Source organism: Sphingobium chlorophenolicum (genome assembly GCF_000722875.1).
Classification (GTDB): domain Bacteria; phylum Pseudomonadota; class Alphaproteobacteria; order Sphingomonadales; family Sphingomonadaceae; genus Sphingobium; species Sphingobium chlorophenolicum.
In genome coordinates this window covers 1-22,913 of sequence record NZ_JFHR01000002.1, presented here as the reverse complement: position 1 = coordinate 22,913, position 22,913 = coordinate 1, and the positions used below count along the sequence as shown (strand labels likewise).

Sequence of the window (22,913 nt, the reverse complement as noted above, 5' to 3'; positions counted from 1 at the left end):
TCAGCGATCCCCCTTGCGCCGTTCGCGCTTCGCCTGCGCGGTCAGGTCGCCCAGCGTGCTGTCGTCCAGCAGTTTCGCGTCCAGCATCGCCATTCGCTCTGCTCGGCGGGCAACGGGATTGGGTTTCGAAGTATCGGCGTCGTCCTTCGCCTTTTCCTTCGCCGTCTTGACTGGCACGGCCTTGGCCAGCTTGTCGACATTGTCGGCGGCATGGGCTTCGCGGATCACGGCGATATCGCTGCGAATCTGGGTCGCGGCGGGGCTGGCAGGGGCCGCCTGCGGCGCGGAGGGCAAGTCGGCGGGCGTCTGCACCATCGCCACCATCACCGGCGGCGCGACATAGTCCGGCCCGTTCGGCTGAACCCCGTCCAGATGCGCCAAAGCGCGCTCGCCAGCCAGATATTGCTGGGCGGTCGGCGTCGCATACATGAAATCGTCCTGATTCCAGCGCTCCAACTGCCGCATATTGGCCCGCGCGCTGAACTCCGTCTCCAGATAGCGGATGTCGGCCTTCGTCCGCGCAATCTGGACCCGCACCTTCATCAATTCGTTGCGCTCGGTCGCGACCTTCAGCGACACCATATAGGCACCCAGCGCGCCCAGGGCGACGAGAAGAATCCAGATCAGGCTCTGCAATCTCTTGACCGCGATCATGGACGGACACTCCGGGGAGAAACAGGGGCGGCGGTACGAATGGCGCTGCGCAGCGTGGCGGAACGGGCCCTGAGGTTACGGGCCAATTCCGCCTCTCCGGGCCGCACCGCCTTGGCGGGTTTGGCGAAGGTCGGCGCAGGTCCGGAATGCTTCTGCGGCAGATGGCGCGATCCGCCCGCATCCCCGCCGCTGCGATTGCGCAGGAACTGCTTGACGATGCGGTCCTCAAGGCTGTGGAAGGTCACGACCGCCAATCGGCCGCCCTCTTCCAGTATCGCCTCCGCCGCTTCCAGCCCGCGCTCCAATTCTTCCAGTTCGCGGTTCACATGGATGCGGATCGCCTGGAAGGTCCGGGTGGCCGGGTCTTTCTTGTCATGCGGCTTGTGACCAAGCGCCTTGCGCACGACATTCGCCAACTGCCCGGTGCGCTCCAGCGGGCGCGCCTCGACAATCGCCTTCGCCACCCGACGCGAGCGCGGCTCCTCGCCATAGCGATAAAGAATGTTGGCGATTTCTTCTTCAGGGGCATTGTTCAGGAAATCGGCGGCATTCATCCCGCTCTGGCTCATCGTCATGTCGAGCGGCCCGTCGCCCTGAAAGGAAAAGCCCCGCTCCGGCCGGTCCAACTGCATGGAGGACACGCCGATATCCAGCGTCACGCCCGCAACCGAAGTCACGCCGCGCTCAGCCAGCAACGCCTCCATCCGGGAAAATTCGCCCGCGATCAGGGTAATGCCCTGCGCATCGGCCAGCGCCTGCCCTTCGCGGATCGCATCGGGATCGCGGTCGAAGGCGAACACCTTCGCCCCCTTCGCCGCCATGGCGCTGGAATAGCCACCCGCTCCGAACGTGCCGTCGACATGCGCCTCGCCGGGGTTGATGGCGAGGGCGTCGAGCACTTCTTCGATCAGCACCGGGATATGGCGATCCGGGTCTTTGGCAGGATCGACGGAAGCGGTCACTTGCCACCTCCCGCCGCCCGCTGGTCCAGCCAGCGCCGCACCTTGTTGCGGATCAGTTCCGGACGGTCCTTGCTGTCGACCAGCGTTTCGGGCTTCCAGATCTGGATGTAACGGCCCACGCCATAGAAGAAGACGGCATCGGTGATGCCATATTCGTCTTTGATATCGGGGTGCATGGCGAAACGGCCGCCTTCGTCGAAATTTACCTCCTCTATGGTGCCGAGCCGCCGTTCCAGTTCCAGATCGGCGTCGTAATCGCGTCCGGCAGCGCGGGCTTCGCGGGCCAGTTCCTCGACCTCGGTGAACAGGAAACGGCGGTGCGATTCTCCAAAGGCCGTGGCGCAGGGGTTGCCGCCATGGACCGAGAGGAAAAGCCGCGTTTCATTGCCGCTGGACAGCTTGACCTGCCGACGCATCTCCAGGGGCAGCACGAAACGGCCCTTGCCGTCCGCGACGCTGAACGCGTTGCCCGTATAGAGAATGGTTTCCGACACGTTGGACCGCTGCCCCTTTGCTTCAGGGCGCAGGCCGTCGCCAACCGGATCGCCACGACGACGACCCGGCTCACAGGACTAACAAAGCCTGACAAACCCCTATGGCTTTCAAATACCAAGCCACGGGGTTCAAGAAAAGGGATATTTTGGGAAAAGCCGGGAAATCCTGTTTTGTTCTGGTATTTAATCCCCATTTTTCGGTTTCATAAGGGCAGGACGAGGCGAGGAAAGGCCCAAGGGAGGCTTCTTCCGTCGCCAGAACAGCGCCGTTCCCAATCCCGCCCAGAGAATCCCAGTCAAAATCGCCCAACGAACGGCATTGACCAGCACGTCCCCCGACCGGACCCAACGCCGACCATCGGGAAGTTTTGCCCCCAAAACTCCGGCGACGAATTGAGGCGTATCGGCAGTCCACCGATCCGGCTCCAACGGCCTTGCGGGATCGGCCAGCCAGAGCCGATCATCGATCAGGTCCGCATCGGCCACGATGGTGGCGGTCCCCTTCCCCACCATGCAATGCGCAACCAGACCACCCCCCCCGATACGGCAATCCGGCTCGGCCTTGTCGAAACCCGAAGCCGCATAAACGGTCAGAACCCGCCCATCCCCCAGAAAATGGCGCTTTTCACCCGCTTCGGGCGGCAGCAATTTCACCCCCCAATATTCGACCATCGCGCCTAGCAAGGTCACAGCAGGCGGCCTGCGCCGATCGCCCAGCGGCAAGTCCATCGGCCAGCGCAATTCCGGATCGGCCAGAATCAGCGCCTTGCCGGCCTTCCCGATCCAGGCGTCGAGGGCGACCAGTTCGTCCATCGAAAAGGCCCGCGGCTGCGCGAGCAGCAGCAGCTTGGCGCGGCCATTTTTCAGAGCGAGAGGACTGTCGACTGGCTCTACGTCAAAACGCTGGCGAAGGACGGTGATGATGGGTGCATCCGCTTTGACGCCATTCTCGCGCCAGAAGAGCGGCAGGCCGCTGATAACCGCCAGTTGGGGCCGCTTCCCCGGCAAGCCTTCTATGCGAGGCTCACTCGCGAACCAACACGCCACCAAGGTCGACAGAGCCAATCCCAGCGCCACCATCTGCCGTGCTCCTGCGAAGGCAGGAGCCCAGTTCAGAGAGCGGAGTTGGGTTCCTGCCTTCGCAGGACCACGGAACATCGATCCGGCAACCGTCGCCGCCAGAACAACAGCCAGAAACCATAGATTCGGTACCAATCCCGGCACCTGCCAAGCCGTCAGAAACGCGCAGGACAGCACTACCCCAATCGTTCCCAGCCCTGACCACCAGACCGCCCCCTCACCCAGCCACCGCCGGATCAAGGCAGCGGTCGGAACCAGCAACAACGCCGGAACCATCCACCCACGCGGATCGACCTGCCCCGTCCGCAACAGCACAGGCAAGCCGCAGAGCAGCACCAGCACGCCCGGCAGGCCCAACATCAAAAATGTCCGAAACGCAGCCCTCAAGGCCAAACCCGCCGCCAATCAGCGCGAAGCCGGCGGAATCTCGCGATCCATGGGTTTCTTCAAATTCGGGTCCGGCTGCAAATCCGGCACGATCGGCGCCTGTTCCGGCGCGGGCTGCACGCCCAGCTCCGCCAGCGGCTCCTTGGGCGACACCGCATTGACGTCCAGCGTCGGCACTGTCGGTGGCGGCACCGACGGATCGTCGATCCGCGCCTTGTCGATCACGATATTCGCCAGACCCACGAGCAACACCACGCCCGCCAGGCCGGTTAGGCCAATCTGGACACGCTGCAACCCTTCCTGTTGGCGGGGTGTTTCAGCCATGAAGCGCTCTTTTTCTTTTACCGCCGAGACCCGTATCGGCAGTCAACGAGTGTGCGCGAGCCAGGGGAAGACAGTCAACCCCTTCGATTCCAGCCACTCACGATTATAGAGCGTTGAAAGATAACGGAATCCGGTATCGCACAAAATGGTGGCGATCCGCTTGCCCGGCCCAAGCTGCTTCGCCAGCGCCACCGCGCCCGCTACATTGATGCCCGACGATAGGCCCAGGCACAGCCCTTCCTCCGCCAGCAGACGCCGCACCCACAGCAGCCCTTCCTCATCGGAAATGCGGAATTGCGTATCGATCGGCGCGCCTTCCAGATTGGCGGTGACGCGCCCCTGCCCGATGCCCTCGGCCACCGAAGACCCTTCCGCCTTCAACTCGCCATGGGCATAATAATTATAGAGCGCCGCCCCATGCGGATCGCTGAGCGCGATGGTGATATTCTCATCATGCGCCTTCAGCCCCAGACCGACGCCCGCAATCGTCCCGCCAGTCCCCGCCGCGCAGGTAAAACCGTCGATCTGCCCGTCCATCTGGGTCCAGATTTCTTCCGCCGTGCCGATGATATGCGCCTTGCGGTTGGCGATATTGTCGAACTGGTTGGCCCAGATCGCGCCCTCCGTCTCCTCGGCCAGACGGCGGGAGGTGTGCACGAAATGCCCAGGATTCGAATAAGCCGCCGCCGGCACCGTCACCAGCTCCGCGCCCAGGGCGCGGAGCGTGTCCATCTTCTCCCGGCTCTGCGTCTCCGGCATGACGATGATCGACTTATACCCCTTGGCATTGGCCACCAGCGCCAGGCCGATGCCGGTATTGCCCGCCGTCCCCTCGACAATGGTGCCACCGGGCTTCAACAGCCCCTTTTCCTCGGCATCGTTGACGATGAACAGCGCCGCCCGGTCCTTTACCGAAGCGCCGGGATTAGCGAATTCGCACTTGGCGTAAATGTCGCAACCCGTCTCTTCGGACGGACCGGCAAGACGCACCAACGGCGTGTTGCCAATCAGGGCGAGGCTATCTTTCTGAACCAGCATGGCCACCGCATAGCGGACCTGACACGCGCTTGCCAAGCAAGGGATTGATGGCGGGACGAAAGTCCGAATTGTCTTTCCCTTGCTTAACCTTTCCTTCGCCCTTCGTCCCAGACCGGGACAGGCCGAAATCCGCAGGGGAATTGGTAAGGCTTTTCCCCTATAGCGAAGCCAAGGCACGGATTTTCTGGGAAACATATTTGTCGGGCGGCGGCACAGCGAGGGCGAAGGGGGCAAGGCATGGCGTAGCCTTCATGCTGGCTCTGCTTGCGCTTGCCGCGCCGCGCCTGATCACGGCCGCGCCGCTCGACCTGCTGGCCATGTCGGAAGCCGAGGATGATCCGGCGGAAAGGCCGGGCGAAAATTTTCCCGGATCGGCCTTTTTCTTCGCGCAGGGCGCTTTCGACCCCGTACCCGGCACGGTCGGACGAGACAGCCAGCATGTCATGGCCCTGGACGCGGCTCAGACGGCCCCCGCTATGGCATTTCGCGGCCTGACAGCGCTTGACAGCTATCGGGCGCTCAATTGCCTGACCTCCGCCATCTATTATGAGGCCGGAAGCGAGCCGGAGGACGGCCAGCGCGCCGTGGCACAAGTGGTGCTGAACCGGGTGCGCCACCCGCTCTGGCCCAAAAGCGTGTGCGGCGTCGTCTATCAGGGGTCGGAGCGCACCGATTATCGCTGCCAGTTCACCTTCAGTTGCGACGGTTCGATGGCGCGCATGGCCAGCGCGGAAGGATGGGCGCGGGCGCGCCGCATCGCCGTTCAGGCGCTTTCCGGCCTGGTCTACAAGCCGGTCGGCCTCGCCACCTATTATCACACGCTGGCGGTTCGTCCCGATTGGGCGGCGGCGATGCGGCCGGTTGCCGTGATCGGCGCGCATATCTTCTACCGTCCGCCCGGGGTCGACGGCACCCCCGCCGCGTTCCGCGCTGCCTATATGGGGCGGGAAACGCAGTCGGGACCGGCCCGTCTGACGACATCCGCGCAATTCGGCCCGGCCCTGGGGTTATCCCTTCCCCTTCCTTCATTTGCCCCGGATATCCCGGCGGCGGCCGCGCCCCTGCCCGGTGCTGAGCCTTTCCTTCCCCAATCGGCCATCAGACCGGAATATCGCAACAGCGGCCGCCCGCTGATCTGACCGGCGCCGGCTTTTCGGAAGGAAGCCGGGAATATTTTATGCTGAACACCGCATAAAGTTTCTAACATATTGAAAAACAACAATTTTAAAAACGTACGATTTTTCGACTGGGGCGGAACCTTATGGTCCGTCCGATAGTTCTGTTGTCTGGATAGCAAATCTTTTGCCCCCCGCTCTTGCTATCCAAAAAAACATGAGCCCGGAACGCATCTCCCCCCCCGACGCGTTCCGGGCTCAGAATATTTGGGGGCTTATCTCACGGAAATCGCGGATATTTCCGCTTTCGGAACGCTTTTACCGCCGACGGCTTGTCTCTCCGTCACCGGGCAAACGCCCCGGTTGGCGCATCCTGCATGGGATGCGCGGCACAAAGAGGAGACGATGATGACCAGGAAGATTCTAGCCGCCCTGTTGCTGACCGGATCGCTGATGGTCGCCGCCTGCAATACGGTCGAGGGCGCAGGCAAGGACGTGCAGAGCGCAGGCCAGGCGGTCGAGAACGCCGCCAATTGATCCGCCTGAGGGAAAGAAGGCTCGCCGCATTGGCGAGCCTTTCCCATTCAACTCGCGGCGTCGGCCGCTTCCGTCGCCGCTACGTCCTTCGCCTGCTTCCGGTCGGTAAACCAGATGGCGACTATCGTGATCTCATAGAGGGCGAGCAAGGGAATCGCGAGCATCAGTTGCGACACGACATCGGGCGGCGTCAGCACCGCCGCCAGGATGAAGGCGGCCACGATCATATAGCGGCGCAGGGCGATCAACTGCGCCCGGCTGACGAACCCGGCACGGTTGAGCAGCATCAGCAGCACCGGCATCAGGAAACTGATGCCGAACGCCAGGATGAACTGCATCACCAGTCCCAGATAGGCGTCCGCGCTGGGCAAGGCCTCCACCTGCAAACCGCTGCTGTTCCCCTGAAACTCCAGGAAGAAATGGAAGGCGGTCGGCATCACCACGAAATAAGCAAGGCTCGCCCCCATGGCGAAGAGGAAGGGCGTGGCGATGATGAAGGGCAGCAGCGCCCTCTTCTCCTTCGCATAAAGCCCCGGCGCGACGAAGGCCCATAGCTGGTTGGCGATGATGGGGAAGGACAGGCAGAAAGCGCCGAAAACCGCGATCTTCACCTGCACGAAAAAGGCTTCATAAAGCTTGGTGTAGACCAGCCGCCCGCCACCGTCGCCAAAGGCTTCCTTCAGCGGATGAACGAGGATGGCGAACAACTGCTCCGAAAAATAGAAGCAGATCGCGCCAGTGATGAACAACGCATAGACGCATTTGAGCAACCGTCCGCGCAGTTCGATCAGATGGTCGAGCAGCGGCGCCTTGCTGTCGTCAATATCCTTCATGCCGTCGCGTCACCCTTCCGCATCGGTTCCTGCGCGACATAGGGCGGGCCGTCGGCCGCAGCCTGAATGGAGGATTCGCCAGCAACGGGCGCGGATTCCGCGACATGGGGCGGCACATCGCCGCCCGCCATTTCAGCGCCGGGCGCAGGCAGCGCCTCATGCGCCCCGGCCGTTTCCGGCGGATGCTCTTCCATGATCCGCTTGTTCTGCGCGGCCCATTTCTTCTCCAGTTCCTCCAGCTCGACTTCGCGCACCATGGCGTCGATGCCGGTGCGGAAATGGCGCGCCATGCCCTGCGCCTTCCCGACAATCTGCCCCACCTTGTAGAGGGCGCGGGGCAAGTCCTTGGGACCGATGACGATCACCGCAATGATCACGATCACCAGAAGTTCAGACGAATCGATACCAAACATGCGCGCCTACCGCCCCGGCCGGAGGAAAATCAGGCCTTGGTCTTTTCTTCCGTCGCGGTCGGCGCATCCTGTTCAGGCACGCGATGGCCCTCGATGCGCGTGGCGGGCTTGGCCGGGACGACATCGTCCTCATCGTCCGCCATGCCCTTCTTGAAGCTCTTGATGCCCTTGGCCACATCACCCATCAGCCCGGAAATCCGGCCGCCGCCGAAGAGCAGCATGACTACCAGGAGAACGATGACCCAGTGCATCAGCGAAAAGGAACCCATTTTAACTTTCTCCTGAAACTCAGCCTTATCTAGGCGTCTTCCTCGTCATTTTCCACAACGGATTGGGCGCCCAGACCCTCAAGCGCCAAATCCACCGGATCGAGCAGACCAGCCGCCCGCAGGTCGTCGATGCCCGGCAGATCCCGGCGGCTGCCGAGGCCGAAATGCGACAGGAATTCATGCGTCGTGGCGTAGATCAGCGGCCGTCCGGGCACTTCCCGCCGCCCGGCAGGCCGCACCCAGCCCGCCTCCATCAGCACGTCCAGCGTGCCCTTCGCCACCTGGACGCCGCGAATGGCCTCAATCTCGGCGCGGCTCACCGGCTCATGATAGGCGATAATGGCCAGCGTCTCCATGGCGGCACGGGACAGTTTGCGCGTCTCGTCCTTCTCGCGGCGCAGGATATGGGCAAGGTCGGCGGCCGTCTGGAAATGCCAGCGCCCGCCCCGCTCGACCAGATTGATGCCGCGCCCCGCATAATGATCGCTCAGCGTCGCCAGCGCGGCGGCCAAATCGCCCGCCTCCCCCACATGCAGCTTGAGTTCACCGAGGGTCAGCGGCTGTTCCGACACGAACAGCACGGCTTCGACCGCCCGGAGGAAATCATCCTGTTCTTCTATCACAATAGGCGCCCCGCAGTCGGTTCCGGCACGGCGGCGCGCAGGTAGATGGGTTCGAAAATCCCTTCCTGCTGGATTTCCAACCGCCCCTGCCGCGCCAGTTCCAGCGCGGCGACGAAGCTGCTGGCGAGCGCCGATCGTGCCATCGGCCCATCCTGCCCGGTCGGCAGGAAGGCTTCAAGCGCGGTCCAGTCGATCGCCGCGCCGACCAGCGTGCCGACCCGCTGGATCGCCTCGTCCAGCGTCATCACCGGCCGCACCGCGACCATATGCACCACCGGCTGGGTGCGGGCGCGGATCTGGCCATAGGACTGGATCAAATCGAACAGGCTGGCCGCCCATTTCGCCTTGCGGACGAGGCGCAGCCCCTCCGGCTTTTCCCGCACGAACACGTCGCGGCCGACCCTGTCCCGCGCCATCAGCCGCGCGCCTGCCTCCCGCATCGCCTGCAAGCGTTGCAGCCGCAATTGCAGGCGCAGCGCCAGTTCCTCCGGGCTGGGTTCGGGCTGAGCCTCCCTGGGGAGCAGCAGCGCGGACTTGAGATAGGCCAGCCACGCCGCCATGACCAGATAATCGGCGGCCAGTTCCAGCTTCAGCTTCCGCGCACCCTCGATATAGGCGAGATATTGCTCGACCAGCGCAAGGATGGAGATTTCGCGCAGATCGACCTTCTGCGACCGCGCCAGCGCCAGCAACAGGTCGAGCGGCCCTTCCCAGCTTTCGAAGCTGACCGTCAGCGTTTCAGGCCGGGGAACGGCGGGAGGGGTGAAGAAATCGTCCACTCAGGCCATGACCGGCGCCAGCAACGCATCGCGGGTGGCGAGCAATTCTTCGAGCGGCGGACCATCCGCCAGCAGGTGCGCGGGCCCCATCGCCCGATCCAGCCGCTCCCTGGCCTTGGGCGTCATCTCCGGCAGCAGCTCCGCAATCCCCACCATATCGTCCATCCGCCCCCAGCAATTGAGCGCCAGATCGCATCCCGCCGCGACCGTTGCCGCCGCCAGTTCGGGAATGCTGCCCTTCAACGCCTTCATGTCCAGATCGTCGGACATCAACAGTCCATCGAAGCCGATACGCCCGCGAATGATCGTCTCGATCACCGAAGGAGACAGGCTGGCGGGCAAATCCGGATCCCAGGCGGTGTAGACAACATGGGCCGTCATCCCCATGGGCGCGTCCTTGAGCGCCTGGAACGGCGCCAGATCGACCGCCAGCGCATCCTCATCGGCGGTCACGATGGGCAGTTCATGATGGCTGTCGACCATCGCCCGGCCATGGCCGGGCATATGCTTGACGATGCCGACCACGCCGCCGTCGGCCAGTCCCTCGATCACCGCCCGGCCCAGGGCCGCGACCCGCATCGGCTCGGCCCCTAGCGTGCGGTCGCCCATGATGTCGCTCGCCCCTTCCTGCCGCACGTCCAGCAGGGGCAGGGCATCGACGCTGATCCCCACCTCCGCCAGCGTCGTCGCGATGGCGCGCGCATTGGCGCGGGCGGCGGCGATGGCGCTGGAAGGCGCGACCTCATAGAGCCGGTCAAACACCGCGCCGGGCGGAAAGTTCGGCCAGACCGGCGGCTGCATCCGCGCCACCCGGCCGCCTTCCTGATCGATCATGATCAGCAGGTCATCGCGCCCATGCAGCGCCCGCAGTTCGTCGGTAAGCGCCCGAAGCTGCGCCCTGTCGGCGATATTGCGCCGGAAGAGGATATAACCGGCCGGCCGGGCCTGCGCGAAGAAGGCGCGCTCCTCCGTGGTCAATGTCTCGCCGGAAAGGCCGAAGATAACGGGTTTCATGCGAAGCGATGGTAGCGGCTGAAAATCGCTCTGTCGAAGGGCTTATTCCCTCTCCCTCATGGAGAGGGAGTCGGATCAACGCCCTAATTCACCACCATGCAGCTTTCGCCCGCCACCTTCAGCTTGCCGCAAAGCATATTCGCCTGCCCGCCCGCCGCCGCGCGCAGGCGGTAGACGGTGCTGCCGCCGACCTCCGCCTTCTCGATCGACATGGGCAGCGGCTCCAAATAGGTGAAGCGCTTGGACAGCCGCTTCCACGCGTCCTTGGCGAAAGCCTGGTTGCCATAGGCGCCAAGCTGGATCATCCCGCCCCCGGCAGACCGTGCCGTCGCCGCCACAGGCCTGGCGTTGGTTTCATCCGCAACGCGAGCCGTCACGCTCTGCGAAGGCTTGCCCTGTACGGCGGGCTTCGCCGACCCGGCGCCGCCGGTCGGCGTGATCGGCGCTTCCGGCACGCGAGTCGGGTCAATCCGCCCGTCCCGCGCTACGCCTTCACTCGCGGCATAGCTGGCGTCACCCTCGCCATCGAATTTCTTGGCGTCCGCCTCTCTGGCCGGAATCTTATAGTCGCCCACGGGCGCGGCGATCAGCTTGCCCTCGCCCCCGGCGCCGCCCGAACGGTTCTGGATCAGCCAGACGCCCGCGACGACCAGACCGATCAGCACCAGCCCGAAGAGTATGAAGCCCAGCAGCCGCAGCGGCGAAAGCCCCTGTTCCTCCTCATCCTCCATGGCGGGTTCGAGCCAGGGCAGACGATCCTCGTCGTCCAGGTCCAACCTGCCCCGCGCATAGTCGCCCATCAGTCCTAAACTCCGCCGGTCATTGCATCTCGGTCAGGGCCGCGACGCCCATCAGCGCCAACCCGTTACGGATGATTTGCCCGATTCCCCGGCTCAAGAAAAGCCGCGCAGAGGTGGTGGCCGGATCGTCCGTCAGGATGACCCGCGCCTGCGGATTGTCGTTCCCCAAATTCCACCAGCTATGGAATGCCGAAGCCAAGTCATTGAGATAGAAGGCAATACGATGCGGCTCACGGGCGGAAGCCGCCCCCTCCACCACGCGGGGGAACTGCGCGGCCAGCTTCACCAGCCCCAATTCCTCCGTCCCAAGGCGGGACAGGTCAGGCGCAGGCAGGTCGATCCCGGCCTCTTCGGCGCGCCGTCCGAGCGAGGAAATCCGCGCATGGGCATATTGCACGTAGAAGACGGGATTGTCCTTCGACGCCTCCACCACCTTGGCGAAATCGAAGTCCATCTGCGCATCGGCCTTGCGCGTCAGCATGGTGAAGCGGACCACATCCTTGCCCACTTCGCGCACGACGTCGGCCAGCGTCACGAAATTGCCTGCGCGCTTGGACATCTTCACCGGCTCGCCGTCGCGCAGCAGGCGGACCATCTGGATCAGCTTGACGTCGAACCGCGCCCTCCCTTCGGTCAGCGCGGCGACGGCGGCCTGGATGCGCTTCACCGTGCCGCCATGGTCGGCGCCCCAGATGTCGATCAACTGGTCCGCCTTCTGCGCCTTCTGGTAATGATAGGCCATGTCGGCGCCGAAATAGGTCCAGCTTCCGTTGGATTTCCTGATCGGCCGGTCCTGATCGTCCCCGAACTTCGTCGAGCGGAACAGCGGCAGTTCGACCGGCTCCCAATCTTCCGGCGTCTCGCCCTTGGGCGCTTCCAGCACGCCGTCATAGACCAGATCATGTTCGCGCAACCACTTCTCGGCCGCTTCGGGCTTCCCCGCCGCCTGCAATTCAGCCTCGGAGGAGAAGATGTCGTGATGGATGCCCAGCAGCGCCAGATCGCTGCGGATCATGTCCATCATCGCGGCTACCGCTTTGGTGCGGAACGATGCCAGCCATTCGCTCTCCACTGCGCCGACATATTTGTCGCCATATTCGGCCGCCAGCGCCTGTCCCACCGGCACCAGATAATCGCCCGGATAGAGGCCTTCGGGGATTCCCCCCACATCCTCCCCCAGGGCTTCGCGATAACGCACATGCGCCGACCGGGCGAGCACATCCACCTGCCCGCCCGCATCGTTGATATAATATTCGCGGATCACCTTGTGCCCGACATGCTCCAGCAGGGTCGCCAGCGCGTCGCCCACCACCGCGCCCCGGCAATGGCCCATATGCATCGGCCCGGTTGGGTTGGCGGAGACATATTCGACGTTGACCGTCACGCCCTCGCCCGTCGAGGAGCGGCCATATTCCTCCGCCTCCGCATGGATCGCGGCCAGTTCGGCGCGCCAGGTGGCGTCGGTGAGCCTCAGGTTGATGAAGCCCGGCCCGGCGATGGACGCGCCCTCCACCTCGTCCAGCCTCTCCAGGCCCGCGACGATCTTTTCCGCCAGCGCCCGCGGATTGGTGCCCGCGGGCTTGGCCAGCACCATGGCGGCATTGGTGGCCAGGTCGCCATGGCTGGGGTCGCGCGGCGGCTCGACCGTCACCGGCTTGCGGTTGAGGCCAGCGGGCAGCGTGCCGTCAGACTCCAGCGCGTCGAGAACGGCGTCGAGATGGGCGGTGAAGCGATTATACAGGGACAAGAGGGTCAACTTTCCAACAGGGGCCGTTCGCCCAGAGCCTGTCGAAGGGTCGCCCTTTCTTCCAAGAAGTATGGGGCTTCGACAAGCTCGGCCCGAACGGGAAATAAACTGAGCTTAGCTTAGCGTGTCGCGTTATATCGGAGCTGGTCCTGGGTCAGGTTGAACCCCACGAGCAACTCGAAGCTGGTTCGCTGCAACGCCGCCTTGACGTCCGGCTGCGCGAAGGGATCGATCGCCGCGTCGGCGTCGCCCGCCTTGCGCTTCTGGGTGATCATCGCCTGGATCGGTCCCGGCAGCGTGGCGGCAGCCTTGTTGACGTAGGAACCGGCCTTGGCGGTCGCGCTGGCGCGATATTGGCCCGCCGGAAAGTCCAGCACGACCTGCCCCACGCGCTTGGCGACCACGGCATTGCCGCCGCGCACCACCGCCGAATAATAAGGCAGCGTCACCTGCCGCGCCACGCTCGCGTCGCTGCGGCGTGCGTTCACGGTGAAGGTCGCCTCGGTGTAAAGCTGCTCCCCGTCGGAGCAGGTCGAGCGCAAATTGGTGATGTCCGCCACCACGTCGATGGCGCGGGCGTCGGTGCTGCCGGCCGGATCGAACAGGGTGACATCGCCGGTCTGCGCCGGAATCGCCGCCGTCGGGCAGGCCGAACGAACGGCCACGATGCCGCCGGTCGGGTCGATTTCGCCCCGCTGCGAGCAGCCCGCCAGGGCCAGGGCGATCATTCCGGTCAGCGCAATTCGAGAAAAGGTCACAGGCAATCCCTTGGGAACAGGCGTTGGGCTTCTTATCCATAGCCTGCTTCCCACGCAACCGAAAGGAAGCGGCTTTCATCCAAAGCGACATTAGCCTAAGCGGCAAGCCATGACCTCTCAACCGCCCATGAAGCTGCTGATCGCCGCCCCACGCGGCTTTTGCGCCGGTGTCGACCGCGCCATCGTCATCGTCGAACGGGCGATCGAGAAATATGGCGCCCCGGTCTATGTCCGCCATGAAATCGTCCACAACAAATATGTGGTCGACAGCCTGAAGGCGAAGGGCGCGATCTTCGTGGAGGAACTGGATCAGGTACCCGACGGCGTTCCGGTCGTCTTTTCCGCCCATGGCGTGCCCAAGGCGGTGCCCGCCAAGGCGGAGGAACGCGGCCTGGACTATCTGGACGCCACCTGCCCGCTGGTCAGCAAGGTCCACCGGCAGGCCGAACGGCAGGTGGAGGCGGGCCGCCACATCCTCTTCGTAGGCCATAAAGGTCATCCGGAAGTGGTCGGCACCTTCGGCCAGGTCGACGCGGGCAACATGACCCTGATCGAGACGGTCGAGGATGCCGAGGCCTTCACCCCCGCCGATCCCGGCAACCTCGCCTTCCTGACGCAGACGACGCTGTCGGTGGACGACACCACCGCCATCGTCGCGACGCTCCAGCGCCGTTTTCCGGCCATCCACGCGCCCAAGGGCGAGGATATCTGCTACGCCACCTCCAACCGGCAGGCGGCGGTCAAGGCAATCGCTTCCCAATGCGACGCCGTCTATGTGATCGGCGCGCCCAACAGCTCCAATTCGCTGCGGCTGGTGGAGGTGGCGGAGCGCGAGGGCACGCCTGCCCGCCTGATCCAGCGCGCCGACGACATGGACTTCGCGTGGCTGGAAGGCGTGCGGACGCTGGGCCTCACCGCAGGCGCTTCGGCCCCCGAAATATTGGTGCGCGAGGTGGTCGACCGGCTGGCGATGCGGTTCGACGTGACGGAGGAACAGGTGGAAACCGCCCGCGAAAGCATTTCCTTCAAGCTCCCCCGCGGACTGGAGGCGGCGTAGGTCCATGGCCGTCTATACCCAGGTTCCCGCAGAGGAAATCGACGCCTTCCTCACCCGCTACGACGCGGGCCGCCTCGTGTCCGCCAAGGGCATTGCCGAGGGCGTGGAGAACAGCAATTACCTGCTCGAAACGACCGGCCATGACGGAAAGGGCCATCGCTATATCCTGACCCTCTATGAAAAGCGGGTGGATGAGGCGGACCTGCCCTTCTTCATGGACCTGCTCGATCATCTGGGTGCGCGCGGCTGCCTCGTCCCCCGCTTCATCTCGGATCGGGACGGCAGGCGGCTCCAGCAACTCGCCGGACGCCCCGCCTGCCTGATTGAGTTCCTCACCGGCATCTCCGTCACCGAACCGACCGTGGGCCAGGCCCGCGCAGTTGGCGCGGCGCTGGGCGAGATGCACCGTGCGGCGGAGGGTTTCACCGGTACCCGCCGCAACGCCCTCGACCTGCCCGGCTGGCATGAACTGGCGGCGAAATGCGGCGAGGATTTCGACCGGATCGCCTCCGGCCTGGGCGCGCGAGTGACGGAGGAACTGACTTTCCTCGATGCGCATTGGCCCTCCGACCTGCCCCGGTCGGTGATCCATGCCGACCTGTTCCCGGACAATGTGTTGATGCTGGGCGATTCGGTGACGGGCCTGATAGACTTTTATTTCAGTTGCACCGACATCCGCGCCTATGACCTGGCCGTCACGCACAGCGCATGGGTATTCAGCAACGACGGCGCGACTTGGTTCGGGGACCGCGCGGCAGCGCTGGGCGCTGGCTATGCTGCGACCCACGGCCTGTCCGAAGCCGAACGCGCCGCCTTCCCGATCCTGTGCCGGGGCGCAGCGCTGCGCTTCCTGCTGACGCGGGCCTATGACTGGATCAACACGCCCGCCGACGCGCTGGTGACGCGCAAGGATCCGCTCGCCTATCTGCGCCGCCTCGATTTCTACGCCAGCGCCGATCCGGCCATGCTGCTCGGCGCATGAGCGAACTGCCGCAGGTAGAGATCTTCACCGACGGCGCGTGCAAGGGCAATCCCGGCCCCGGCGGCTGGGGCGCGGTGCTGCGCTTCGGCGAGAAGGAGAAGGAAATCTCCGGCGGAGAGGCGCAGACCACCAACAACCGCATGGAGATGATGGCGGCGGTGCAGGCGCTGGAGACGCTGAAACGGCCGTGCAGGGTGACGCTCTACACCGACAGCAAATATGTAATGGACGGCATCACCAAATGGGTGTTCGGCTGGCAGAAGAATGGCTGGAGGACGGCGGACAGGAAGCCGGTGAAGAATGCCGAACTCTGGCAGCTTTTGGTGAAGGCCGTCGCCCGCCATCAGGTGACATGGCAATGGGTCAAGGGCCATGCCGGACACCCGGAGAATGAGCGGGCCGATCAACTCGCCTGCGCGGCTGCGGAGAGCTTTCGGAAATAGGTTGTTTGGGGTGGATTGCGGACGCTCTTATTCCTCCCCATCGTCAGATAGGGAGGAGGACCAGCCGAAGGCTGGTGGAGGGGAACAGGGCACGCCCCCGAAAATCTTCCTTAGGCCGCCAGGCGAAGGAACGGTACCGGTTCGGTCGAGCGCAGGACGATGGGTTTGCCTTCGGACGCCTCGAACAGTTCGCCGTCCAGGATCACGCTGCTGTGTTCGCCCTCGATGCGGATCACGTCGCCTTGCTCCAGATGGATGCCCTGCATCTGCGCCTTGCCCACGCGGTTGGTGACGCTCGCCCAGACGAGGCGTAGCAGCGCGGGAAGGTTCTGGTCGACGGCCATCAATTTCATATTGCCGCGCCTGCTGTCGCCCGGTTGCACGCCCAGCAGCAGCTTTTCCAGCGTCGTCACGATCAGGACAGCGAAACGTCCGGCCAATTGCCCGTCGCGGATCAGCGAGATGCGCACCGGATGGCTCGATTGCGGCAGGAATCGGGCGCGGATGCCGAACAGCAGCGACACCACCACCGCTAGCGCCGTCAGGAAATGGCTGAGGCCGTTGGACAGGCCCAGCGGATAGATCTGGTTGCGGCAATAGAGCATGTAATCGGCCAGACCCGCACCCCCTAAGAACATGCCCAGCACCGGCCGGCTTTCCGCCTGCCCGTCCGACAGGGCGATCAGCTCGCGCGCCACGACATGGTCGTCGACGCCCGCCTTGGCGATCTGGACGATCCTTTCCAGCGCCTTGATCGGGTCGCCATGGATGCCGAGGTCGAGTGCGATCAAATTGGTCTTGCCGTTTGGCAGCACCGCGATGGGCGGCACCCGGCCCGGGAAATGTTCACCCTGATAGAGTTCGGTCAGCGCGGCCTGCACCGTGCCGTCGCCGCCGTTGATGACGATGACGACGGGATCGACGCGGGCGATGGTCTGGAGCGCTCGGCCGATCTGGTCCACATGTTCCACCTCATAATGGAAGATGTCGGGATTGCTGGCGCAATAGCTGCGCACGCGTGGAAGCGTCTGCCGGTTGCCCGTGGATTTGGGATTGGACAGGAGGGCGACGCGAACCATGGCCGGGGATCACATATATTTGAGGTTGATGGTGATCTTCGTCACGCCCGGCCCCGCATAGAAGGCCGCCTTTTCGACCCCCGGCTTGCCCAGGTTGAAGATGCTGATCGACGGATTGTTGGAAAAGCCGCCGCCGTCGCGGGAAAGGTCGGTCTTGCCATTGCCGTCGCGGTCGTGGCGCACGGCGATGCCATATTTGCCCGGTTGCGGCACCGGCACGCAGAAACGCATCTCGCCATTGCTGGCCTTCACCGGCACGTCGATGCGATTGAGCCATTCGCCCTTGGCGAGCCAAGCGGCCTTGGTCGCGGGATAGGATTGCACGCGCACCGTGCCGGTCGCGGCGGAAAAGCCGCGCACGTCGACCAGAACCGCCGGACCCTTGGCTGTGGCGGAGCAGCGTTCCAGGTCGTTGCCGATCTCCATACCATGGGCGATTGCCGGAGCGGCGGCGAACAAGGCCCCCACCGACATCAGACCCATTGCAACTTTGAACATGACCATCCAACTCCGTGAAGCTATAGCCGCCCGTTGAAGAGGACGGCGAGCCCCTGTTCGCCCCGCAAATTGACCTGACTCGCATATGGGGGGGGTTTGCGGCCAAATCATGGTGATGGGACGACCACTTAGAGAAATGCTGACAGCCACCGACAGATATCTCGCCCGCCTGATCGCCCTGCCCATGTTGGGAACGCTGGTGATCTCGGCCATGCTGCTGGTGCTCGACAAGATGCTGAGCCTGTTCGATTTCGTCGCGGCGGAGGGCGGGCCGGTCAGCGTCGTGTGGCGGATGCTGGCGAACATGATGCCCGAATATCTGTCGCTCGGCATTCCCATCGGGTTGATGCTGGGGATTTTGCTGGCTTTTCGAAAGCTTGCCATGTCTTCCGAACTGGACGTGATGCGCGCCGTGGGGCTTTCCTACGGCCGGTTGCTGCGCGTGCCCTATATGTATGCGATTGCGCTGGCCTTGCTCAATTTCGGCATTGTCGGCTTCGTCCAGCCGCTGTCCCGCCATGCCTATGAGGCGCTGCGCTTCGAGCTGCGGTCGGGCGCGCTGGGCGCGTCGATCAAGGTGGGCGAGTTCACCAATCTGGGCAAGCGCATGACCCTGCGGATCGAGCGCAGCCTGGACGAAGGGCGCAACCTTCAGGGCATCTTCGTGCGCGCCATGGGCAAGGATGGGCAGACCGTGGCGGTGACGGCGGCGCAGGGCGAATTCCTGGCGACCGACGATCCCGACACCATCATCTTCCGCCTGCGCGACGGCGTGCTGGTCAATGATGCGCCCAAATATAAATCGCCGCGAATCCTCTCCTTTTCCAGCCATGACCTGCCGATCGACCTGCCGCAGATAGAGAAATTCCGGGGGCGCGACGTCGACCGGGAAAAGACCATCCCCGAACTGGTGATGATCGGCCATGATCCGGGAACGCCCGACAAGCTGCGCAACGAGATACGCGCCAATTTCCATTTCCGCATGGTGGAGGTGGCGATGATGCTGCTGCTGCCGCTGGCGGCGCTGGCCTTCGCCATTCCGCCCAAGCGATCCACCTCGGCGCTGGGCGTGTTCCTGTCGATCGTGTTCATCGTCACCTATCACAAGGTCAACGAATATGGGCAGGGCGTTGGATCGCTGGGCAGGATCGACCCGATCATCGCGCTATGGGGGCCGTTCCTGCTGTTCGCCGGGCTGATCATGTGGATGTATCATGTGATCGCGCACCGGCCAGGCGGCCAGCCGATCGCCGCGCTGGAATATGCCTTCGCCAAGATCGCCAACCAGGCCTTCCGACTGTTGGGTCTTTTCAGACGGCGGCCAGGTACGAAAACCATGGCGGAAGGAGCCGCCTGACCCATGCATCAGTTCAATTTCTTCCCGTCGCGCCAGATCAGTTGGTATATGGCGCGGCTGTTCCTGACCCGGACCTTCGCGGTTCTGGCGATGCTGGTCGCTGTGCTCCAGACGCTCGACCTGCTGGGCGAATCGGGCGACATCCTTGCCTATGCCGGCAATGGCGACGCGCAATTATGGCATTATGTGGCGTTGCGCGCGCCGCAGATCGTGGCGCGGTTCCTGCCCTTTTCCGTGCTGCTCGGCACGTTGATCATGCTGGCCACCCTGAACCAGAATAGCGAGATCATCTCGATGAAGGCGGCGGGGCTGTCGGCGCATCAGATTTTGGCGCCGCTGCTGGCCGCGGCGCTGGGCGTGGCGATGATCAGCTATGCCTTCAACGAACGGATCGTGGCGCGGTCGACGGCGCGGCTTTCCGCATGGCAGGCGGTGGATTACGGCCCCCTGCCCCCTGAAACCGGCGTGAAGGCCAGCCCCTGGGTGCGCGACGGCAATAATCTGGTGACGGCGGCCATCGTCGCCGGGCGCGGCACGGCGGTGCAACTGCGCAAGGTGGAGATTTTCAACCGCGTCAACAATATGCTGACCACCATCGTTCAGGCGCCAAAGGGGCATTATGATCCGGTCGCCAAGAGCTGGGTGCTGGAGGAGGCGCGGCAGTTCGACGTGGCGCGGGGAACGGAGCGGCAGGTCGGCACGGTGCGCTTCGGGCGCGATATCCGGCCCGATCAGTTCACCCTGGCGAAGGTCGATCCCGATGCGCTGACCTTCAGCCAGTTGCGGGCGGCAATCGGCGATTTGCGCGATGCAGGGCGGCCTACATCCGAGTTGGAGGGAAGCTTGTGGCACAAGCTGTCGGGGCCTCTGTCGGCGCTGCTGATGCCGATATTGGGGTCAGTGGCGGCCTTCGGGCTGGCGCGTTCAGGGCAGTTGTTCGTGCGCGCCGTGATGGGGATGGCGCTGGGCTTCGCCTATTTCGTCGCGGACAATTTCTCCCTCGCCATGGGGAATTTGGGGGCTTATCCGCCGTTCCTGGCGGCCTGGGCGCCATTTCTGCTGTTCCTGCTGGTGGGCGAGACGGTGTTGTTCCGGACTGAGGAATAGATCAGCGCTTCACCATCGTGGAGCGAGCGATCTTGCCGACCAGCGGCCACATGCCGGGGTAGTTGCCCTGATGATAGGGCGAATCGCTCGCCAGCGTCGCTACCAGACGGCGGTGCGCTTCGCCCAGCGCGTGATAGGGCACGCTCGGCAACAGGTGATGCAGCGCGTGGTAGCGCAGGCCAACCGGCGCCCAGATCTCGGCAAAGGGCGACGGCGGCGGTACATTGACCGAGTCCAGATATTGGGCGGTGACAGTCATCGCATCGCCCTCATTTTCCCAGAGATGCGCGACCAGCGTGCGAAGCTGGTTGATGACGGTCATGCCCGAATGCACCGCCATATAGGTAAGCAGCGGCTTCCAGCCGAAGACGAAGACGCTGCCGACCAGCGCCAGCGCGAAGAGGCTCGCGCCCGCTTCCTGCCAGGCCCATTGCCGGGCAAACTCTCCCTCCGGCGCGCGACGGCGATAGGCGGGGTTGATGGAGAGCGCGGAAAATTCCGCCACCACCTTCCGCCGCAGCGGCGGGACGATCAGGCTGAGCGGCGTCAGAAGGCCGAAGCGCAGGATAAGGCCGATGGGGGCCAGCGACGCCACCAGGATGAACAGGGGCAGCGACCAAGGCTTCATCAGCGCCAGCGGCAGATATTCCGGATCGTTCGCCGTGCCGTAGCGGCTGCGGGCATGATGCTGTGTATGCACTTCCTCATACATGAAACTGGGGATCATCAGCGGAATGCCGACGATCAGGTTCCAGCCGAAGCGGAAGCCGGGCAACGCACCTTTGCGGATATGGGTCAGTTCATGGATGAAGCTCGCCGCGCGATAGAGCGCCAGCATCGCCACCAGACCGGACGCCAGCATGAGCGACGAACTGGCGGTCATGATCGCCCCCGCCAGCGCGGCATAGCCAACAAAGGCCGACGCCAGCATGTCGGGCCAGTAGATGGCGGCCCTGGCCGTCGACAATTCACGGGTCAGATCGGCCGCAGCGCGCAACATCGCCGCGTCGTCGGGGATCGCGCTCCTGGTGCGTGACGCGGCTGCAATAAGGGGATCGTGCACAGTCATGCCGTGGTTCCTAAAGGGTAAATGCGCTGCAATTGGGGCAGCAACATGACGATTTCGTCATCCTGATCCGATCCGTTCATGTCTCGATTGACATTCCCGAAACAAGCGACGATCCGTCCTGATCAAACTCTCCTGCTCTTGCGAAAGCTCCCCTCGCCGTGGCCAATAACGAACTGGTGATCACCCCCGTCATGTCCAAGGCGGACCGCAAGGCTTTCGTGGACCTGCCCTGGCGGCTTTATGCCAACGATCCCAATTGGGTGCCGCCGTTGAAGGATGAGGTGGTCAGCCTGATCACGCCCGGCAAGAACCCCTTTTTCGGCCATGCCGAGGCGCAATATTTCCTGGCGCGCCGGGGCGGCAGGGTGGTCGGGCGCGTGTCGGCCCATCTGGACCATCTGGCGCTGGCCCAGCCCGCAGAACAGGGCATGGGGCCGGGCACCGGCAATTTCGGCCTGTTCGAGGCGGAGGATGCCGAAACCGGCGCGGCATTGATCGCGACGGCGGAGGGCTGGCTGCGCGCCAAGGGCATGACCCGCGTGCTGGGGCCGATTTCGCTGTCCATCTGGGAGGAGCCGGGGCTGCTGATCGAGGGCTTCGACCATAAGCCGACGGTGATGATGGGCCATGCTAGGCCGGAATATCAGGCCATGGTCGAGGGCGCGGGCTATAGGCCCGTCAAGCAGCTCAAAACCTATGAGCTGGACATCACCCACCCGTTCCCGCCGCTGATCCAGCGCATCGTCCAGTCGGGCGAGAAGAATGCGCGCATCCGCATCCGCAAGGTCGACAAGTCGAAATTCGACAGCGAGGCGGCGATCATCCTGGGCATATTGAATGATGCCTGGGGCAATAATTGGGGCTTCGTGCCGATCACCGACGAGGAAGTCGCGCATTTCGGCAAGCAGTTGAAGCCGATCGTGTTCAACGACCTGATCATGATCGCGGAGCTGGAGGGGGAACCGGTGGCGTTCATGATGACGCTGCCCGACCTGAATGAGGCGATTGCGCCCCTGAACGGATCGCTCTTCCCCTTCGGCTGGGCGAAGCTGTTGTGGTGGTTGCGCAAGCCCCAGGTGCGAACCATGCGGGTGCCGCTGATGGGTGTGGTGCAGCGGCTGCAATCGTCGCGCCTGGCGAGCCAGTTGGCCTTCATGATGATCGAATATATCCGGCGCAACGCCATCGCCAACTATGGCGCGACCAGAGGCGAGATCGGCTGGGTGCTGGACGACAATCAGGGCATGAACGCCATCGCCGACGCGATCGAGAGCAAGGTGAACAAGGTCTATCAAGTGTATGAGAAGGCGCTCTAGCTGGTCGATTTAGGTGGAAAGCGAACCTATCCTATTCCTCCCCATCGATAGATGGGGAGGTGGCAGCGCGAAGCGCTGACGGAGGGGAAGATGCGCAGGTCGCGCCATTTCCCCTCCACCCCCGCCTTCGGCGGCGGTCCCCCTCCCCACGCTTCGCGTAGGGGGGATTAAGAGAGTC

The 22,913-nt window shown here is 64.0% G+C and carries 26 protein-coding genes; 8 read left to right on the top strand and 18 right to left on the bottom strand.

All coding sequences use genetic code 11. The annotated features are described in order from the left end of the window. From BV95_RS01745 to BV95_RS01720, 6 genes are all read right to left on the bottom strand, one after another. Entirely contained in the window at positions 1-654 is a 654-nt protein-coding gene (locus BV95_RS01745) for a hypothetical protein (protein WP_037446604.1), read from the bottom strand. Further along, positions 651-1,616 (bottom strand): 16S rRNA (cytosine(1402)-N(4))-methyltransferase RsmH, encoded by a 966-nt coding sequence (gene rsmH, locus BV95_RS01740; protein ID WP_037446600.1) that lies wholly within the window; start codon positions 1,614-1,616, stop codon positions 651-653. Before rsmH ends, BV95_RS01745 begins: the two co-directional genes overlap by 4 nt. After that, complete coding sequence (locus tag BV95_RS01735; RefSeq protein WP_037446598.1) at positions 1,613-2,110, bottom strand: division/cell wall cluster transcriptional repressor MraZ; 498 nt, start codon at positions 2,108-2,110, stop codon at positions 1,613-1,615. Before BV95_RS01735 ends, rsmH begins: the two co-directional genes overlap by 4 nt. 183 nt (positions 2,111-2,293) lie before the next feature. Then, positions 2,294-3,550, bottom strand: coding sequence for a Gldg family protein (locus BV95_RS01730; RefSeq protein WP_174544429.1), 1,257 nt, complete (start codon positions 3,548-3,550; stop codon positions 2,294-2,296). Positions 3,551-3,595: 45 nt separating this feature from the next. Then, complete coding sequence (locus tag BV95_RS01725) at positions 3,596-3,901, bottom strand: hypothetical protein (RefSeq protein WP_013040958.1); 306 nt, start codon at positions 3,899-3,901, stop codon at positions 3,596-3,598. A 42-nt stretch (positions 3,902-3,943) separates the two neighbouring features. Further along, the gene (locus BV95_RS01720; RefSeq protein WP_037446592.1) at positions 3,944-4,939 is read right to left on the bottom strand and encodes a cysteine synthase A; all 996 of its coding nucleotides are present in this window, start codon (positions 4,937-4,939) and stop codon (positions 3,944-3,946) included. Between the two features lie 251 nt (positions 4,940-5,190). Here BV95_RS01720 and BV95_RS01715 point away from each other — a divergent pair, with 251 nt between their 5' ends. Beyond that, positions 5,191-6,078 (top strand): cell wall hydrolase, encoded by an 888-nt coding sequence (locus BV95_RS01715; protein WP_081873245.1) that lies wholly within the window; start codon positions 5,191-5,193, stop codon positions 6,076-6,078. A 384-nt stretch (positions 6,079-6,462) separates the two neighbouring features. Then, on the top strand, positions 6,463-6,591 hold the full coding sequence (locus BV95_RS01710; RefSeq protein WP_025546951.1) for an entericidin A/B family lipoprotein: 129 nt from the start codon (positions 6,463-6,465) through the stop codon (positions 6,589-6,591). A gap of 47 nt (positions 6,592-6,638) precedes the next feature. Here the strand turns inward: BV95_RS01710 and tatC are convergent, their stop codons facing one another. The 9 genes from tatC to BV95_RS01665 all read right to left on the bottom strand — a co-directional run bounded on the left by tatC (position 6,639) and on the right by BV95_RS01665 (position 13,797). Next, a complete protein-coding gene (gene tatC, locus BV95_RS01705) occupies positions 6,639-7,424 on the bottom strand; it encodes a twin-arginine translocase subunit TatC (RefSeq protein WP_037446589.1) in 786 nt (261 codons plus the stop codon). Continuing rightward, entirely contained in the window at positions 7,421-7,837 is a 417-nt protein-coding gene (gene tatB, locus BV95_RS01700; protein WP_037446586.1) for a Sec-independent protein translocase protein TatB, read from the bottom strand. The genes tatC and tatB overlap by 4 nt, the downstream gene beginning before the upstream one ends. Before the next feature lie 29 nt (positions 7,838-7,866). Continuing rightward, the gene (locus BV95_RS01695; protein ID WP_037446583.1) at positions 7,867-8,106 is read right to left on the bottom strand and encodes a twin-arginine translocase TatA/TatE family subunit; all 240 of its coding nucleotides are present in this window, start codon (positions 8,104-8,106) and stop codon (positions 7,867-7,869) included. Between the two features lie 29 nt (positions 8,107-8,135). After that, complete coding sequence (gene scpB, locus BV95_RS01690) at positions 8,136-8,729, bottom strand: SMC-Scp complex subunit ScpB (protein ID WP_037446580.1); 594 nt, start codon at positions 8,727-8,729, stop codon at positions 8,136-8,138. After that, positions 8,726-9,508: a segregation and condensation protein A gene (locus BV95_RS01685; protein WP_037446577.1), complete on the bottom strand. Its 783-nt coding sequence runs from the start codon at positions 9,506-9,508 to the stop codon at positions 8,726-8,728. Before BV95_RS01685 ends, scpB begins: the two co-directional genes overlap by 4 nt. Continuing rightward, the gene (gene nagZ, locus BV95_RS01680) at positions 9,509-10,522 is read right to left on the bottom strand and encodes a beta-N-acetylhexosaminidase (RefSeq protein ID WP_037446573.1); all 1,014 of its coding nucleotides are present in this window, start codon (positions 10,520-10,522) and stop codon (positions 9,509-9,511) included. Positions 10,523-10,605: 83 nt separating this feature from the next. After that, positions 10,606-11,322, bottom strand: coding sequence for an SPOR domain-containing protein (locus BV95_RS01675; RefSeq protein ID WP_037446570.1), 717 nt, complete (start codon positions 11,320-11,322; stop codon positions 10,606-10,608). A gap of 19 nt (positions 11,323-11,341) precedes the next feature. Further along, positions 11,342-13,069: an arginine--tRNA ligase gene (gene argS / locus BV95_RS01670; RefSeq protein ID WP_037446566.1), complete on the bottom strand. Its 1,728-nt coding sequence runs from the start codon at positions 13,067-13,069 to the stop codon at positions 11,342-11,344. A 119-nt stretch (positions 13,070-13,188) separates the two neighbouring features. Beyond that, positions 13,189-13,797, bottom strand: coding sequence for a hypothetical protein (locus BV95_RS01665; protein ID WP_037446563.1), 609 nt, complete (start codon positions 13,795-13,797; stop codon positions 13,189-13,191). 139 nt (positions 13,798-13,936) lie between these two features. On the opposite strand from BV95_RS01665, the gene ispH reads away from it, so the two are divergent. From ispH to rnhA, 3 genes are read left to right on the top strand one after another with little or no spacing between them, the layout of a single operon-like run. After that, entirely contained in the window at positions 13,937-14,884 is a 948-nt protein-coding gene (ispH, locus tag BV95_RS01660) for a 4-hydroxy-3-methylbut-2-enyl diphosphate reductase (RefSeq protein ID WP_037446560.1), read from the top strand. A 4-nt stretch (positions 14,885-14,888) separates the two neighbouring features. Then, positions 14,889-15,866 (top strand): homoserine kinase, encoded by a 978-nt coding sequence (gene thrB, locus BV95_RS01655; RefSeq protein WP_037446557.1) that lies wholly within the window; start codon positions 14,889-14,891, stop codon positions 15,864-15,866. Further along, positions 15,863-16,309 (top strand): ribonuclease HI, encoded by a 447-nt coding sequence (rnhA, locus tag BV95_RS01650; protein WP_037446554.1) that lies wholly within the window; start codon positions 15,863-15,865, stop codon positions 16,307-16,309. The genes thrB and rnhA overlap by 4 nt, the downstream gene beginning before the upstream one ends. Before the next feature lie 110 nt (positions 16,310-16,419). Here rnhA and BV95_RS01645 read toward each other — a convergent pair whose 3' ends face one another. Together BV95_RS01645 and BV95_RS01640 are read right to left on the bottom strand one after the other, a co-directional pair. After that, positions 16,420-17,388, bottom strand: a complete 969-nt coding sequence (locus BV95_RS01645; RefSeq protein WP_037446550.1) for a diacylglycerol/lipid kinase family protein — start codon at positions 17,386-17,388, stop codon at positions 16,420-16,422. A 9-nt stretch (positions 17,389-17,397) separates the two neighbouring features. Then, on the bottom strand, positions 17,398-17,892 hold the full coding sequence (locus tag BV95_RS01640; RefSeq protein ID WP_037446547.1) for a DUF2141 domain-containing protein: 495 nt from the start codon (positions 17,890-17,892) through the stop codon (positions 17,398-17,400). 130 nt (positions 17,893-18,022) lie between these two features. Between BV95_RS01640 and lptF the strand changes: the two genes are divergently transcribed. Together lptF and lptG are read left to right on the top strand one after the other, a co-directional pair. After that, entirely contained in the window at positions 18,023-19,243 is a 1,221-nt protein-coding gene (lptF, locus tag BV95_RS01635) for an LPS export ABC transporter permease LptF (RefSeq protein ID WP_037446544.1), read from the top strand. 3 nt (positions 19,244-19,246) lie between these two features. Then, on the top strand, positions 19,247-20,350 hold the full coding sequence (lptG, locus tag BV95_RS01630; RefSeq protein WP_037446540.1) for an LPS export ABC transporter permease LptG: 1,104 nt from the start codon (positions 19,247-19,249) through the stop codon (positions 20,348-20,350). Between the two features lies 1 nt (position 20,351). Here the strand turns inward: lptG and BV95_RS01625 are convergent, their stop codons facing one another. Next, entirely contained in the window at positions 20,352-21,419 is a 1,068-nt protein-coding gene (locus tag BV95_RS01625; protein WP_037446538.1) for a fatty acid desaturase family protein, read from the bottom strand. A gap of 158 nt (positions 21,420-21,577) precedes the next feature. Between BV95_RS01625 and BV95_RS01620 the strand changes: the two genes are divergently transcribed. Then, on the top strand, positions 21,578-22,735 hold the full coding sequence (locus BV95_RS01620; RefSeq protein WP_037446535.1) for a hypothetical protein: 1,158 nt from the start codon (positions 21,578-21,580) through the stop codon (positions 22,733-22,735). Positions 22,736-22,913 lie beyond the last annotated feature (178 nt).

Coding starts and splice junctions, on each gene's coding strand:
- BV95_RS01745 (WP_037446604.1), bottom strand. CDS start 654: ATGATCGCGGTCAAGAGATTGCAGAGCCTGATCTGGATTCTTCTCGTC.
- BV95_RS01730 (WP_174544429.1), bottom strand. CDS start 3,550: ATGTTGGGCCTGCCGGGCGTGCTGGTGCTGCTCTGCGGCTTGCCTGTG.
- BV95_RS01725 (WP_013040958.1), bottom strand. CDS start 3,901: ATGGCTGAAACACCCCGCCAACAGGAAGGGTTGCAGCGTGTCCAGATT.
- BV95_RS01720 (WP_037446592.1), bottom strand. CDS start 4,939: ATGCTGGTTCAGAAAGATAGCCTCGCCCTGATTGGCAACACGCCGTTG.
- BV95_RS01715 (WP_081873245.1), top strand. CDS start 5,191: ATGCTGGCTCTGCTTGCGCTTGCCGCGCCGCGCCTGATCACGGCCGCG.
- BV95_RS01710 (WP_025546951.1), top strand. CDS start 6,463: ATGACCAGGAAGATTCTAGCCGCCCTGTTGCTGACCGGATCGCTGATG.
- tatC (WP_037446589.1), bottom strand. CDS start 7,424: ATGAAGGATATTGACGACAGCAAGGCGCCGCTGCTCGACCATCTGATC.
- tatB (WP_037446586.1), bottom strand. CDS start 7,837: ATGTTTGGTATCGATTCGTCTGAACTTCTGGTGATCGTGATCATTGCG.
- BV95_RS01695 (WP_037446583.1), bottom strand. CDS start 8,106: ATGGGTTCCTTTTCGCTGATGCACTGGGTCATCGTTCTCCTGGTAGTC.
- nagZ (WP_037446573.1), bottom strand. CDS start 10,522: ATGAAACCCGTTATCTTCGGCCTTTCCGGCGAGACATTGACCACGGAG.
- BV95_RS01675 (WP_037446570.1), bottom strand. CDS start 11,322: ATGGGCGACTATGCGCGGGGCAGGTTGGACCTGGACGACGAGGATCGT.
- BV95_RS01665 (WP_037446563.1), bottom strand. CDS start 13,797: ATGATCGCCCTGGCCCTGGCGGGCTGCTCGCAGCGGGGCGAAATCGAC.
- ispH (WP_037446560.1), top strand. CDS start 13,937: ATGACCTCTCAACCGCCCATGAAGCTGCTGATCGCCGCCCCACGCGGC.
- thrB (WP_037446557.1), top strand. CDS start 14,889: ATGGCCGTCTATACCCAGGTTCCCGCAGAGGAAATCGACGCCTTCCTC.
- rnhA (WP_037446554.1), top strand. CDS start 15,863: ATGAGCGAACTGCCGCAGGTAGAGATCTTCACCGACGGCGCGTGCAAG.
- BV95_RS01645 (WP_037446550.1), bottom strand. CDS start 17,388: ATGGTTCGCGTCGCCCTCCTGTCCAATCCCAAATCCACGGGCAACCGG.
- BV95_RS01640 (WP_037446547.1), bottom strand. CDS start 17,892: ATGGTCATGTTCAAAGTTGCAATGGGTCTGATGTCGGTGGGGGCCTTG.
- lptF (WP_037446544.1), top strand. CDS start 18,023: ATGCTGACAGCCACCGACAGATATCTCGCCCGCCTGATCGCCCTGCCC.
- lptG (WP_037446540.1), top strand. CDS start 19,247: ATGCATCAGTTCAATTTCTTCCCGTCGCGCCAGATCAGTTGGTATATG.
- BV95_RS01625 (WP_037446538.1), bottom strand. CDS start 21,419: ATGACTGTGCACGATCCCCTTATTGCAGCCGCGTCACGCACCAGGAGC.